The following is a 13859-nucleotide window of genomic DNA, read 5'->3' as shown; positions in this document are numbered from 1 at the left end:
GTCAGAGTTCGCCTCCGAGGTAGGCAGCCTTGATGCGGTCGTCGTTCATCAGGTCCTTGGAATTGCCTGACAGCGCGATGGACCCGGTGGAAAGCGCATAGGCGCGGTTGGAGATGGAGAGCGCCATGCGGCTGTTCTGCTCGACGAGGAGGATGGAGACATTCTCGTCGCGGCTGATGGCCACGATGGCGCGGGCGATGTCCTGCACGATCTTCGGCGCGATGCCGAGGGAGGGCTCGTCCAGCAGCAGCAGCTTCGGACGTGCCATCAGGGCGCGGCCGATCACCATCATCTGCTGCTCGCCGCCGGACATGGTGTTCGCCTGCTGGTTATAGCGCTCGCGCAGGCGCGGAAAGCGCGTCAGCACGTTTTCCAGCGTCTGCTCGATCTCCGCCTTGTCGGTGCGGGTGAAGGCGCCCATCAGGAGGTTGTCCTTCACCGACATCAGCGGGAAGGCGCGGCGGCCCTCCGGCACCATGGAGATGCCCCGGCGCACGATCTCGGCGGCCGGCGTGCCATTCAGCTTCTGGCCCTGATAGGTGATCTGGCCGGATTTGATCGGCCGCAGCCCCGTGATCGCGCGCAGGATCGAGGATTTGCCCGCCCCGTTCGCGCCGATCAGCGCAACGGTTTCGCCTTCGCCCACATCGATCGAGACGCCCTTCAGGGCATAGATGTGGTCATAGTAGAGTTCGACATTCTCAACGCTCAATATCTTGGTCATGGCTCACATCCCGATCGCCGCATCTTCGGAGCCGAGATAGGCTTCGATCACCTTCTCGTTCTCCCGGATTTCCTGGGGCGTGCCCTCGGCGATCTTCTCGCCGAAATTGATGCACACGATCCGGTCGCTGATCTTCATGACAGCGGGCATGTCGTGCTCGACGAGAAGGACGGTGACGCCGCGCTCGTCGCGAAGACGGCGAACGAGGCCCACCATCTTCATGGTCTCGTCGTGGTTCATGCCGGCGAAGGGCTCGTCGAGCAGGATGACCTTCGGGTCGGTGGCAAGGCCGATGGCCATGCCGAGCGCGCGAAGATGGCCCTGCGGCAGGTTGGAGGCGAGCTCGTTGCGGATCGCCTGCAGGCCAAGGAAATCGACGATGTCGTCGGCCGAGGCCGCGAAGGCCGCCTCGTCCTCCCTGGCCTGTTTCGTGCCGAGGAAGAAGCCGAAGAGGCTCGCCTTCGAGCGCAGGTGATGGGACACGATGATGTTCTCGCGCACCGTCATGGAGCGGAAGATCGTCGTTTCCTGGAACGTCCGCACGACGCCCATGCGGGCGACCTTGTGCGGGGCGAGGCTGGAAATGCGGGTACCGTTGAAGAGCACCTCCCCCGTCGTTGCCGGCACGAAGGAGGAGATCAGCTTGAACAGCGTCGACTTGCCGGCGCCGTTCGGGCCGATCACCGAGAGGATTTCGCCGGCCTTCACGTCGAAGGACACGTCGTTGACCGCCGTCAGACCGCCATAGCGCTTGGTGATGTTCTTGATTTGCAGGATGGGGGTCATTTGCCGCCCTCCTTCTTGTCGAGAAGGCTGAGGACACCGTTCGGCAGGACCAGCATGAGCAGGATCATGACGCCGGAGTAGATGAGGAGTTGATACTCCCTGGCGATGGAGAGCAGGTCCCAGCCGAAGTAGAGCAGGAACGTGCCGAGCATCGGGCCGAAGACGTAACCGAGGCCGCCGAGGAAGCAGTAGAGCATGAAGTTCACGCTGTCGGCGACAACGAAGGAGGACGGATAGATCGACTGCGCGATGGAGGCGAACATGGCGCCCGCAATGCCGCCGAAGAACGAGGAGATCGCATAGGCGAGTACCCGGAGATAGGCGGTGTTGACGCCGATCGAGGCCGAAAGCTCCTCGTTCTGCTGGAGGCTGCGGCACAGGTGCCCGAGACGCGAGTTCACGATGCGCCAGAGCACGAGATAGGTGACGACCATCAGCGCGACGGCCATCATGTAGAAGCCGACGCGCGGGTTGGGCAGCGAGCCGAAGGCCGGGATGATCGTCAGGCCGAAGAGCGAGAGTTCGCTCGGCAGGGGGATGGAGGTGATGCCCTTGGCCCCGTTGGTGATCGGCAGGGCGAGGGCGGAGAGGCGGGCGACCTCCGTCAGCACCAGCGTGACCATGGCGAAGTAGACGCCGCGCAGGCGCAGGATCGGAAAGCCGATCAGCACCGAGATGACGGCGCAGAGGAGGCCGGCCAGCGGCAGTGTGAGCCAGAAGGAAACGCCGGCCTGCGTGACGAGGATGGCCGAGACATAGCCGCCGACCAGCGCGTAGGCGCCCTGGCCGATATTGATGCGGCCGATATAGAAGGTAAGCCAGACACCGGCGGCACCGACCGAAAGCAGGGCGACCGAGGTCAATGTGTAGAAGAAGTCCACGCGTCCGGTCAGGCCGATGAACAGCGGCACCAGCAGGAAGACGACGAGAAGGAAGGCTGCGAAGCCGAGAAGTTTTTTCGCGTTCATGATCTCAACCCCACGGCTTGCCCATCAGCCCTTGCGGGCGGATAGCCAGGAACACCATCAGCGTGGCGAAGATGACGAGATAGGTGATGTCGCCATAGGCCGAGAGCACGGTCAGGCCGACACTCTCCATCATGCCAAGGATGAAACCGCCGGCGATAGCGCCCGAAATCACGCCGGCGCCGCCGATCATGATCATCAGGAAGGCCTTGATCGAGGTCGGGCCACCCATGCCGAGATTGACGCCGGTGATCGTGACGAGAAGCCCGCCGACGAGGCCGGCCAGCATGGCGCCGAGCGCAAAGCCGAGCATGGAATAGCGCGAGACGTCGACGCCCATGAGCTGGGCGGCCATCCGGTCCTGGGCGAGCGCCCGCATGGCACGTCCGGTACGGGAATAGTTCATGAAGCCGATGAAGGCCGCGATCAGCAGGATGGCGAGAACGCCGATCAGGATGCGGTCATAGGGCATGATGATGCGCATGTCCCAGTTGAACACGCCGCTCACGATCTTCGGCACGCCGCGCTGCTTTTCGCCGAAGAGAAGCAGGATGACGGCATCGAGGAAGAAGGCGACGCCTGCCGCGAGCAGCATGGTGGATTCGTCGCGTTTCGACCGGCGCACGACCGGCGCGAAGAGGAATTTCTCGATGACCGCGCCCATGACCGCCAGGACGATCGCCGAGGCGAAGAGACCGACGATGAAGGGCAGGCCGAGTTGGACGACGACCGTGTATGTGACGAAGCCGCCGAAGACGTACATCTGCCCGTGGGCGAAGTTCAGCACGTTCATCAGGGAGAAGATCAGTGTCAATCCGAGGGCGATCAACGCATATTGCGCCCCGAGGTAGAGACCGTTGGCGATTATCTGTTCCATCGTGAGCCTCCAATGGAAGATTCAGGCAAAGAAGGGGTCCGGCCGGACATTGTCGGTCCGGACCCCGTATTCGAAATGCCTAGGCTCCGATCAGTCGACCTGGCCGACGAACAGCGTCTCGAACTTGCCGCCCTTGTATTCGTTGACGACGAGCGGAACGGAGACCTGACGCTTCTGGCCGAAGGAGGTCATGCCGACATATTTCAGCTTGGCGTCGCCCTTCATGAAGGGGTTGGCGGCCTCGAACGTGTCCATCGTCTTCTTGAACTCATCGACATTGTCGATGGCGGCCGGGTTCGCCTTCAACGTCTCGATGATGTATTCGAGCGCATAGACCTTGGTGTTCGACTCGTCATTGTATTCGCCGAACATCTTCGTGTAGCGCGCGACGAATTCCGTCATCGTGTCGCTCGCAAGCTCCGGCGTGGAAGCACCGCCGACGGAAATGAAGCCATCCGCAAGTTCGCCCGCTCCTTCCTGCAGAACGCTGGCATCCTGCCCCGTTTCCGTCGAGATGAGGCCGGTATAGCCGAGTTCGCGGGCCGAGCGGATGAGCTGCGGGGCATTGGCCGGCGAGACGCCGGAGAGGACGAGCAGATCCGGCGTTGCCTGGATGACGGGCAGCAGGACCGGCGTGAAGTCGGTCGTGTCAACCTGGTAGGTTACGTTGCCCGACACGACTTCCAGCCCAAGCGCTTCGGCGGCGGCAATGCCGGATTCACGCTGGCTCAGCGGGTCGGATTCGTTGGCGGCGACGAAGGCAACCTTCTTAACGCCCTTGTTTTCCTTCAGGAATTTGTAGATGGCAGGCCCCGACTGGTAGTTCGCCACCATGCCGAGGATCGCGTTTGATGCCGGCGCCGTGAAGAGTTCCTTCGGGAATGCGTAGGGGAAATACATGATGCCATTCTGCTCGGCGACCGGGCGCACGGCAGCGGCGCCGTCATCCACGTTCGGGCCGACGACGTAGTGCACGCCGTCCTGCGCCATCTTCTCCATGCCGGCGATGGCGCGCTTGGGGTCCTTCTGGTCGTCGAAGGGAACGATCTCGATATTATAGGTCTTGTCGCCGATCTTGACGCCGCCGAGCTCGTTCAGCCAGGCCGCGCGCGTTTCCATCGAGCGCTGGTTCGAGACGCCCCAGGATGCGGCAGGACCGGACGTGACGCCGACGAAGCCGATCTTCAGCGTCGCGTTCTGGGCATATGCCATCAGCGGCATGGCGAGCACCGTCGCTGCGGCGAGGGCGGAAAACTTCAGGAATGTGCGCTTGTGCATGATGTTCTTCCTCTGGGCCATTGTGATCTGTTTTCTTTGGTCGAACGGGCCGCGTGTGCGGCTACGATCGTCCCTGGCAAGAGTATTGAGCGCATTGTTAACGATCTTGTCAAGTGGTTGTAAACAAGAGTGTGCAGGTCATGTCGACGAAATCGACGCTTGTTGGTCAACCAAATCGGCCCTATTTAAAGGTGTTGCAATGCGGCGGTGCATGTCGAGGTAAATGCGGTGGTTGATATGAGCAGGGAAAACCTGGTGGACGTGGAGGAGATCGACGAGGAGGATATCGTCGAGCGGATTTTCGACGCGGTCGTCGAACAGCGGCTGCCGCCGGGCACCAAACTCTCCGAATCCGCGCTGTGCGAGGCCTTCGGCGTCGGGCGCATGCGCATCCGCCGCAGCCTCCTGCTGCTCGCGAGCCGTGAGGTCGTGGAACTGCACGCAAATCGCGGCGCCTTCGTCGCCTCACCGACCGCCGAGCAGGCCCGCGAGGTTTTCGAGGCCCGCATCGCGCTGGAGCCGAACATCGCGCGCCTTGCCGTGCAGCGGGCGACGGACGAGGATATCGCCATGCTCGTCCGCCACCTCGAAATGGAGCACCTCGCCCACAACGAACGGCACCGTCACGACGCGATCCGGCTGTCCGGGCAGTTCCACACCATGCTCGCGCAGGTCGCCGGCAATGCGATCCTCATTCGCACCATGAAGGAACTGGTGACGCGGACCTCGCTGATCATCGGCATTTTCGGGGCGCCGGGCGTCAGCAACTGTCGCGACGACGAGCATACGGCGATCGTCGATGCCTTCCATGCCCGGGATGCCGACAAGGCCGCGCGCACCATGGCGACCCATCTGCGGCATATCGAAAAACACCTCAAGCTCGGCAGCAAGACGACGGATGCCGTCGATCTCGTCGAGCTTTTCGGGCGGCATTGACGCCGGCTAGGTGTCGATGAACAGGGCCACCGGCGCGACCCGTAAGATATCCGCGAGCGGCAGCGTGCCGCCGAGCGTAAACGTCCGGTCGTCGAGTACCGAACGCACGGTGCGGCCTTCGAAACCGGCGGGAACGACGAGGGCGATTCCGGCCATCGCCTCTTCCGTCAGGCACAGGTTTTCCCGGTCGACTTTCCCATAAGTGAGGCGCGGTACGACGGTCAGGGCGAAGTCTTCAGGCGTGCCGCGCAGGAAGGCCAGCGCCTGCCGGCCACCGTCCGAAAATTCCAGCGGAACGTAAGGTCCGGCGAACGGATCGGGTTTCCGCCCGCGTGCGGCAAGCACGGTTGCGATCAGCCATTGCTTGTAGTCGGGGAAGTTCGCTTGCGAGGCCGGCGGTTTTTGCGGAACGCTGCAGGACGACACATCCAGGGGCGCCCGATTGTCGGGATCGACCAGGGAGAGATCGCAGCGCTCGCTGCCTTGGTAGATATCGGGAATGCCGGGGGCCGTCAGCTTGACCAGCGTCTGCGTCAGCGAATTCATCAGACCGGCCGCGATGAAGGGCGCAAGCGTTTCAGTGAAGTCGTCGAGGAAGGTGCCGTTCCCCAGCGCGTCCTTCACGAAGCCGATGACCTTCTGCTCATAGTCGAAATCTGGTTCGCTCCAGTTCGAGCGGATCTTCGCTTCGCGCAACGCCTTCTCGACATAGGGCGGCATCCGTTCTCCAAGAGCCTCTATGGCGGAGCGATCGTTCCGTCCGCCAAGCGGCCAGGCGCCGGCCAGCGATTGGTAGACGAGCCATTCCACGTCCGCTTCGGGAACGGTGCGGCCGGCATGAGTGCGCAGAAACCGCGCATTGAGGGAGGACCAGCGCCCTGTCGCCGCGATCCATGCATCCGGCGCCTCGCTGAGCGTATAGAGCCGCGCCCGGGCATCCTCGCCGCGCTTCGTGTCGTGCGTCGATGTTGCCGAGAGGGCTTGGGGCAGGGTCTCCGCGCGTGCCTGCATGGCCGCATGGAAGGCGGCCGGGCCGCCGGACGGCCGGCCGGGATCGCCACCGACCTCGTTCAGGGCGATGAAGGCGTTTTCGCGGTAGAAAAGCGTGTCTTCCAGCGCTTTGGCCATGATGGGACCGCTGAGCTGCTGCAGGCGAATGCGGAATTCGGGGCAGCCGGCCAGGCTGCTGCAGGTCCTGTCGTCGATGAGCAGTTCCCAGATGAAGTCGATCGCCTCGCGGACCTCCGGGCGTACGTCTTCCTGCGCGTGTTGCCGGGCTGCGGCGAGGAGCTGGCGGTCCCACCCGTCCGCACCGGCCGTCGCCGTCGTATAGGTGCGGTAGACGGGCAGCGCGATGATCATGGCGCAGAGCGCCTCGGCAAGCGCGCTGCGGGAGAGGTCGGCATCTGTCCGGTCGGCCATGTCCTTTGCCAGCCGGGCGAGGCGGCGGACCTCGCCCTCGAAATTGTCCGAAAGCATCTGCCTTTTGCTGGCGCGCATTTCCTGCGTATAGGTTCCGCGATGGTCCTCGTGCCGGAGCGGCCGGAAGGCCTCTGCCAGCCCGCCGCCCTCTCGTTCGTCGGCCAGCGCGTCGGCGAGGGACGCGATGAATTCGTAGCCCGTCGTGCCCTCGACCGGCCAATGCGTGGCGAAGGGCTCCTCCTTTTCGAGGATTTTCTCGACGACGATGTAGACATCAGGACCGACGGCGGCGCGTAGGCGTTTCAGATAGGCCGCGGGATCGGCAAGCCCGTCCACATGGTCGATGCGCAGGCCGTCCACGGTGCCGTCGCGCACGAGCTCGAGGATCAGGCGATGGCAGTCGTCGAAGACGCGCGGTTCCTCGATGCGCAGGCCCGCGAGGCCGGCGATCTCGAAGAAGCGGCGATAGCTGAGATGCCGGCTTGCGGTTTTCCAGTCGGTGAGCTGCCATGGCTGCGCATCATGGATGGCGGCGAGCCGGGCGCGGTCCGCCGAAATCATATCGACGGCCTTTTCCAGCGCCGCGCGGGCGCCCGTTGATGCAAGCGCTTCGGACAGGACTGCCCGGGCTTGCGGATCGTCCTGCGGGTTCGCCGTCACGGCGAACGTGCCGTGGCCGTCGAGCGCCAGCCAATAGGTGCCGGGATGGAGGGGATAGAGGTTGTCATGATAGCGGAACGCGAGGGCGTCGTGCTCGGGGTGGAGCGCGAGGCGGATCGTGCCATCCGCCAGTTCCGCGGCGAAATCCTTGCCGAGGAAGGGCAGAGTGAGCCTTTGCGACCAGTCGATATCGAAATGGCCGGAAAACGGGCTTTCCGCCCCCCAAGCCACCACACTGCGCCACCAGGGGTTTTCAAGGCTTGCGGCCATGTGGTTCGGCACGATGTCGAGGATGAGGCCCATGCCGCGTGCATGCAGCTCGTCCGCAAGCCGGCGCAGGCCGTCAAGGCCGCCGAGCGAGGGATCGACCTCATTTGCATGGGTGACATCGTAGCCGTGCGTGGAACCACCCACCGCGGTCATGACCGGCGAGGCGTAGAGATGGTCGATGCCGAGACGTTCGAGATAAGGCACAAGCTGGCGTGCCCTCTCGAAGTCCATGCCGTTGCGGAACTGGAGGCGGTAGGTCGAGCGGGGGATGGTCATGGGGTCCTGGAGGGTGCGGTGTCGGCGGCCAGAACGCACATCCTCCCGATTTGTTCCATTGCCGGCTCACATGCCGTGACGGGCGAAGTCCGTCCGCGAAACGACGCCGGACAGCCGGCTTTGCCGGTCGAGCACGGCAAGGCGACGAAGATGCAGCGCCTTCATGTTCGCCAGAACGTCGGAGGCCTCCTCGTCGTCGTAGCAATAGGTGATGTTGGTGGTCATGATGTCGGAGACCTTGGTGGTTTCGGCATCGAGGCCGGGCGCGACCGCGCGCAGGATGACGTCCCTGTCGGTCAGCGTTCCGACGAGGCCGCTTGCATCGGCGACCGGCAGGAAGGCGATGTCCCACTCCGCCATCAGGCTGGCGGCATATTGCAAGGTCTCCTCCGGCCGGACGAGGTGGACATTGCGGGTCATGATCTCACCGATATGCATGGGGACCTCCCTCTTGCAGGCATAAACAATCGAACAGGACGTTGGTTCCCGGGCGCTATCGCCGCACCGGTTCCAGGGCGACGACGATCGACGGCCCGCCCGCGCCGCCGGTGGAGAGCGCGAAGATCGTGTCGCCGGCGACGGCCGGCCAGGGCCTGCTTTCGCTGGTCAGGTTCGCGCGGATGGCGAGCGTCGCCTCCTTGAACCGCCAGTCGATGGCGAAAATGCCGCTTTCGGCAGGCAGGATATGCGGCTCGGCCACGCCGGGGCCGGCAAGCAGCGGCACGATATGCGCCTGCCGCAGCCGGATCAGCTCGCGGATGAAGCCAAGCTGCTGCCGGCCGCCGGCGGAATCGGCACGCGGCCAATCGAGTTTCGAGCGCTGGAACGTCTCTTCGGCGCCCGGATCGGGAAGATCCTCCATCGTCTTTCCTTCGGGAATGCCGCCGAATTTTTCCGCCTCGTCCTTGCGGCCCTGTTTCGTTGCGAGGGCAAGTTCCCCTTCGAAATCGGCGAAAAAATAAAACGGCCGCTGCTCGCCGTATTCTTCGCCCATGAAGAGCATCGGCACGGCCGGCGCGAGGATGAGGAGCGCGGTCATGACGTTGAGCAAGGCGGGGTCGGCAAGGACCGGCAGCCGCTCGCCGAAGGCGCGGTTGCCGATCTGGTCGTGGTTGTGGAGGAAATTGACGTTCACTTCCGGCGGCAGCGGGTCCTGCGGTGGCGGGCCGATCCGATCCCTGGTGCGATCGGCAAGTGCGAAGCCTTTTGCGGCCGATTCCCGCAGGATGTCGTCCGCATTCTCCACGAACCGCGCATAATGGCCCTGGGCCTCGCCCGTCGCGATGACGTGCAGGGCGTGGTGGAATTCGTCGTTCCAGCCGGCCGTATAGTGATGCGTGACGCCGCCGTCCCGGTTCAGCAGGCTCTTGCGGCTCGTCTGGTCCTCTACGACGAGATGGATTTCGCGGTCCGGTACGTTCCGCCGAATTTCCTGCGCCAGTTCGATGAGCAGATGGTTGTCGCTTTCGTCGTCGATTTCTTCCGTCGCGTCGAAGCGCAGGCCGTCGAAACGGTAGTCGATAAGCCAGTGCAGCGCGTTTTCGATGAAGTATCGCCGCACGGCGCGCTGTTCGAAAGCCAGCGCCGCGCCCCAGGGCGTGTGGCGTTCCGGATGGAAGAAGGGCGGGGCGATGCGGGGCAGGACGTTTCCGATCGGGCCGAAATGGTTGTAGACCACGTCGAGCAGCACCATGATGCCATGGCCGTGCGCCGCGTCGACGAAGGCCTTCAGGTCGTCAGGGGTGCCGTACGCGTTGTGCGGCGCATAGTGCAGCACGCCGTCATAGCCCCAGCCGCGCTCACCGGTGAAATGGGCGACCGGCATGATCTCGACGGCCGTGATGCCGACGTGGCGCAGATGGGCCAGTCGGTCGATGGCGGCGCGGAACGTGCCTTCCGGGGTGAAGGTGCCGATGTGCAGTTCGTAGACGATCGCCTCGTGCCAGGGGCGGCCCTTCCAGCCGGGATTTTGCCAGTCATAGCGCTCGTGATCGACGATGATGGAGGGGCCTGCGACGCCGTCCGTCTGGGCGTGGGAGGCGGGGTCGTTTATGTTCGAGCGATCTGCAAGGCGAAACGAATAGGCGTCTCCCGGCCCCGCAAGGTCCGTCTCGACGCTGTGCCAGCCGTCACCTTCACGGTGCATCTCGATGACATGTCCGGCGACGAGCACCGCGACCTGTTCTTCTGCGGGGGCCCAGAGACGGAACCGCACCCGTCCATCCTGCAGCACGCTCGGGCCCCAGGTTCTCGGCGTTCGTGAGGGCTGTATCATCCCCGTCCTCTCTGCTGGTTGCGGGGAGCGGAACCGGGCGGGCGCGGAAAAGTTCCGGAACAAATCTCCTCTTTTTGCGTTGCACCACCGCTTCTCGACCTGACCAGCGATCCGAAACGCTTCGCCTGCCGGCGCGATGAGCTTCGGTGTTGGCTTTTCAGACCGCGCGCATTGTTCATTTCAGGGAGGCCATCTGCTTGATCAAGGGGACAGATCGTATGAGCTATTCGTTTTCCGAACTCGATTTCATGAAGCCGGAGCTTGGCGCCGAATTCACCGGCGAGGGCACGCATTTCGCCGTCTTTTCCGCCCATGCGGAGCAAATGGAGCTCTGCCTCTTCAGCGAGGACGGCACCGAGGAAACCGCCCGCCTGCCGCTGCCCAAGCGCGAGGGCGACGTCTGGTCCGGCTATATTGCCGGCCTGAAGCCCGGCACGGTCTACGGCTACCGGGCGCATGGGCCGTACGATCCGAAGAACGGCCACCGTTTCAACCCGAACAAGCTGCTGCTCGATCCCTATGCCAAGCAGATCCTCGGGGAGATCGCCTGGGACGACGCGCTCTACGGTTATCGCATCGGTGATCCGGCGGAGGATCTTTCCTTCGACGAGCGCGACAGCGCGCCCTTCATGGTCAAGGGGGTGGTGCAGGATCCAGATTTCGACTGGGCGGGCGACGCCGCCATCCGCCGGCCCTGGACGGAGACGATCATCTACGAGGCGCATGTGCGCGGCATGACGATGACCCATCCGGGTGTGCCGGAAGAGCTGCGCGGAACCTTCATGGGCATGGCGAGCGACCCGATCGTCGAACATCTCGTCGATCTCGGCATTTCCGCTGTCGAACTGCTGCCGATCCAGTATTTTCCGGATGACCGCTATCTCCTGGAAAAGGGCCTGCGCAACTATTGGGGCTACCAGACGCTGGGGTTCTTCGCGCCGCAGCCGCGCTTCCTCTCCGGCCGCGCCGTCACCGAATTCAAGACCATGGTCAAGCGCTTCCATGCCGCCGGCATCGAGGTGATCATGGATGTCGTCTACAACCATACGGCCGAAGGCTCGGAGCGGGGTCCGACGCTGAGCTTCCGCGGGCTCGACAATCTCAGCTATTACCGTCTTTCGCCCGATGACCTGCGCCATAGCTACGACACGACGGGCACCGGCAACACCGTCAACATCGCCCATCCGATGGTGCTGCGCATGGTGCTCGACAGCCTGCGTTACTGGGTCGGCGTCATGCATGTCGATGGCTTCCGCTTCGACCTCGCCAGCACGCTCGGCCGCACCCGGCACATCGAGTTCGACCGGGAGGGCACGTTCTTCGACGCCATCCGGCAGGATCCGATCCTGTCAGGCGTGAAGCTGATCGCCGAGCCCTGGGACGTCGGTGACGGCGGCTACCAGGTCGGCGGCTTTCCGCATCCGTTCCGGGAATGGAACGACAAATACCGCGACGACGTGCGCCGCTTCTGGAAGGGCGACGGGGGGCTGGCATCGGCACTGGCGACGCGCCTCACCGGTTCGGCACCGCAGTTCAACCATTCCGACCGGGGCGCGACGGCCTCGGTCAATCTCCTCAGCGCCCATGACGGCTTCACCCTCATGGACACCGTCTCCTACGACGACAAGCACAATGAGGCGAACGGCGAGGACAATCGCGACGGCCACTCGGACAATCATTCGCACAATATGGGTGCGGAAGGACCGACCGAGGATGAAGGCATCCTTTCCGCCCGCGACCGCCGCCGCCGCAACATGATCGCGACGCTGCTGCTCAGCCAGGGCGTGCCGATGCTGCTCGGCGGCGACGAACTCGGCAACAGCCAGGACGGCAACAACAACGCCTATTGCCAGGACAATGCGATCGGCTGGACGGACTGGAACGGTCTCGACGATCCGTTCCTGAATTTCTGCAAGGGCGCCATCGCCTTCCGCAAGGCCCATCCGGCGCTTCGGCAGGAGCGCTTCCTGACGGGCGATGCGTTGGAGGACGGTACGATCGAGATCGCCTGGTATCGGCCGGACGGCGCCTTCATGGACGATGCCGCCTGGAAGGACGGCAATCTCAGGGCGCTCGGCCTCTTCCTTTGCAAGCCGGCGAACGGCGAGGGCGCGGACCAGCTATTCCTCGTCTGCAATGCCGGCGGCGATTGCGAGGTGACGTTGCCGCAGGTGAACGGCATCACCGCATGGAAGCGCGTGCTCGATACGGGAGCGCAGGACGACGCCTTCGCCATGCATCCGGCGGAAAGCCCGGCGCCGGTCTATGGGGCCAGCGTCGCGGTCTTCGAGCCTGTGGGCTAGCAGGGTGGACATGGCGCCGGAAGATCTCAAGGCAACCGGTCTCGTCTATGTCTCCGACAGCGAGCCCGGAATCCGGCGCCAGCGGGCCGGCCGCAGCTTCTGCTATCGCCTGCCGGATGGTTCGCTCGTGCGCGATGCGGCGCTCAAGGCGCGCATCGCCGCCCTCGGCCTGCCGCCGGCCTATGAGAATGTCTGGATCTGCCTGGAGGAAAACGGCCACCTGCAGGCGACCGGCTACGATGCGCGCGGGCGCAAGCAGTACCGCTATCATCCCGATTGGCAGGCGCTCAAGAGCGGCGACAAGTTCGACCAGCTCATCGCCTTCGGCCGGGCGCTGCCGAAGCTCCGGCGCGCGGTGCGGCGCGATCTCGACGGTGCGCCCGGCACGGTCGATACCATGCTCGCGGCCATCACCGTCCTGCTCGACGAGGCGCAGCTGCGCGTCGGCAACCGGGCCTATGCGGTGGAAAACAAGACCTATGGCGCGACGACCCTCCTGAAACGCCATGTCTCGCTTGGTGACGGGCGCATCGAGCTGCGCTTTGCCGCCAAGGGCGGCAAGCGCGTGCGCCGCACGCTCAGGCATCCGCGTCTCCAGAGGCTGCTCGAAGAGTGCGCCGACCTGCCGGGCCGCCAGCTTTTCGTCTGGAGGGACGAGGCGGACCTGGTGCGGCCGATCGATTCCGGCCGCCTCAACACCTATCTCGCCGATATCTCCGGCATTGCGGTCTCCGCCAAGACCTTCCGCACCTGGGCCGGCAGCCTTGCCGCGTTTTCCATGGCGCGCCAGGCGATCGAGGAGGGCGGGCGCCCGACGATTAAAGGCATGGCGACGGTCACGGCGGAGGTCCTGCACAATACGCCGGCCATAGCCCGTTCGAGCTATATCCACCCGGATATCATCGCCCTGGCGGACGCGCCGGAGGCCCTGCGCCTCGCGCTGCGCCGGCCCGCCCTGGCGATCGCCGGCCTGCGGGTAGAGGAAGAGCGCCTGCTGCGCTTCCTCGAAAGCCGGCGGAATGCCCGCCGCCGTGCACGCAGGAAAACGCCGGCCGCGCGGGATACGCAGCCGGCGGCATAGAAGAAA

General features: G+C 64.3%; 11 protein-coding genes. 3 read left to right on the top strand and 8 right to left on the bottom strand.

Annotation, left to right across the window (positions count from 1 at the left end; genetic code table 11):
* Nucleotide 1: 1 nt before the first annotated feature.
* The 5 genes from Q9316_RS16145 to Q9316_RS16125 form a co-directional block, all read right to left on the bottom strand.
* The gene (locus tag Q9316_RS16145; protein ID WP_306032594.1) at nt 2-724 is read right to left on the bottom strand and encodes an ABC transporter ATP-binding protein; all 723 of its coding nucleotides are present in this window, start codon (nt 722-724) and stop codon (nt 2-4) included.
* A gap of 3 nt (nt 725-727) precedes the next feature.
* Nucleotides 728-1510, bottom strand: coding sequence for an ABC transporter ATP-binding protein (locus Q9316_RS16140; protein ID WP_306032593.1), 783 nt, complete (start codon nt 1508-1510; stop codon nt 728-730).
* Nucleotides 1507-2478 carry a branched-chain amino acid ABC transporter permease gene (locus Q9316_RS16135; protein ID WP_306032592.1) on the bottom strand — a complete coding sequence of 324 codons (972 nt, stop codon included), beginning with the start codon at nt 2476-2478 and terminating at the stop codon, nt 1507-1509. The genes Q9316_RS16140 and Q9316_RS16135 overlap by 4 nt, the downstream gene beginning before the upstream one ends.
* Before the next feature lie 4 nt (nt 2479-2482).
* Nucleotides 2483-3352, bottom strand: coding sequence for a branched-chain amino acid ABC transporter permease (locus Q9316_RS16130; protein WP_306032591.1), 870 nt, complete (start codon nt 3350-3352; stop codon nt 2483-2485).
* Between the two features lie 90 nt (nt 3353-3442).
* The gene (locus Q9316_RS16125) at nt 3443-4630 is read right to left on the bottom strand and encodes an ABC transporter substrate-binding protein (protein ID WP_306032590.1); all 1188 of its coding nucleotides are present in this window, start codon (nt 4628-4630) and stop codon (nt 3443-3445) included.
* Nucleotides 4631-4867: 237 nt separating this feature from the next.
* Between Q9316_RS16125 and Q9316_RS16120 the strand changes: the two genes are divergently transcribed.
* Entirely contained in the window at nt 4868-5566 is a 699-nt protein-coding gene (locus tag Q9316_RS16120; protein WP_306032589.1) for a GntR family transcriptional regulator, read from the top strand.
* 6 nt (nt 5567-5572) lie between these two features.
* On the opposite strand, the gene treY is transcribed toward Q9316_RS16120, so the two are convergent.
* From treY to treZ, 3 genes are all read right to left on the bottom strand, one after another.
* On the bottom strand, nt 5573-8194 hold the full coding sequence (gene treY, locus Q9316_RS16115; RefSeq protein WP_306032588.1) for a malto-oligosyltrehalose synthase: 2622 nt from the start codon (nt 8192-8194) through the stop codon (nt 5573-5575).
* 66 nt (nt 8195-8260) lie between these two features.
* Nucleotides 8261-8632, bottom strand: a complete 372-nt coding sequence (locus Q9316_RS16110; RefSeq protein ID WP_306032587.1) for a CBS domain-containing protein — start codon at nt 8630-8632, stop codon at nt 8261-8263.
* Between the two features lie 55 nt (nt 8633-8687).
* A complete protein-coding gene (gene treZ, locus Q9316_RS16105; protein WP_371877926.1) occupies nt 8688-10469 on the bottom strand; it encodes a malto-oligosyltrehalose trehalohydrolase in 1782 nt (593 codons plus the stop codon).
* 218 nt (nt 10470-10687) lie between these two features.
* Here treZ and glgX point away from each other — a divergent pair, with 218 nt between their 5' ends.
* Both glgX and Q9316_RS16095 read left to right on the top strand, forming a co-directional pair.
* Nucleotides 10688-12772 carry a glycogen debranching protein GlgX gene (gene glgX, locus Q9316_RS16100; RefSeq protein ID WP_306032585.1) on the top strand — a complete coding sequence of 695 codons (2085 nt, stop codon included), beginning with the start codon at nt 10688-10690 and terminating at the stop codon, nt 12770-12772.
* A gap of 10 nt (nt 12773-12782) precedes the next feature.
* A complete protein-coding gene (locus Q9316_RS16095) occupies nt 12783-13853 on the top strand; it encodes a DNA topoisomerase IB (RefSeq protein WP_306032584.1) in 1071 nt (356 codons plus the stop codon).
* Nucleotides 13854-13859: the final 6 nt, after the last annotated feature.

The sequence above is a fragment of the Shinella zoogloeoides genome (genome assembly GCF_030733845.1).
Taxonomy (GTDB): Bacteria; Pseudomonadota; Alphaproteobacteria; order Rhizobiales; family Rhizobiaceae; genus Shinella; species Shinella zoogloeoides_C.
This window is presented reverse-complemented; position numbering and strand designations above follow the sequence as displayed.

Bases quoted from the DNA above. Each gene is read 5' to 3' on its own strand.
- Q9316_RS16145 (WP_306032594.1), bottom strand. From the start codon at position 724: ATGACCAAGATATTGAGCGTTGAGAATGTCGAACTCTACTATGACCAC.
- Q9316_RS16140 (WP_306032593.1), bottom strand. From the start codon at position 1,510: ATGACCCCCATCCTGCAAATCAAGAACATCACCAAGCGCTATGGCGGT.
- Q9316_RS16135 (WP_306032592.1), bottom strand. From the start codon at position 2,478: ATGAACGCGAAAAAACTTCTCGGCTTCGCAGCCTTCCTTCTCGTCGTC.
- Q9316_RS16130 (WP_306032591.1), bottom strand. From the start codon at position 3,352: ATGGAACAGATAATCGCCAACGGTCTCTACCTCGGGGCGCAATATGCG.
- Q9316_RS16125 (WP_306032590.1), bottom strand. From the start codon at position 4,630: ATGCACAAGCGCACATTCCTGAAGTTTTCCGCCCTCGCCGCAGCGACG.
- Q9316_RS16120 (WP_306032589.1), top strand. From the start codon at position 4,868: ATGAGCAGGGAAAACCTGGTGGACGTGGAGGAGATCGACGAGGAGGAT.
- treY (WP_306032588.1), bottom strand. From the start codon at position 8,194: ATGACCATCCCCCGCTCGACCTACCGCCTCCAGTTCCGCAACGGCATG.
- Q9316_RS16110 (WP_306032587.1), bottom strand. From the start codon at position 8,632: ATGCATATCGGTGAGATCATGACCCGCAATGTCCACCTCGTCCGGCCG.
- treZ (WP_371877926.1), bottom strand. From the start codon at position 10,469: ATGATACAGCCCTCACGAACGCCGAGAACCTGGGGCCCGAGCGTGCTG.
- glgX (WP_306032585.1), top strand. From the start codon at position 10,688: ATGAGCTATTCGTTTTCCGAACTCGATTTCATGAAGCCGGAGCTTGGC.
- Q9316_RS16095 (WP_306032584.1), top strand. From the start codon at position 12,783: ATGGCGCCGGAAGATCTCAAGGCAACCGGTCTCGTCTATGTCTCCGAC.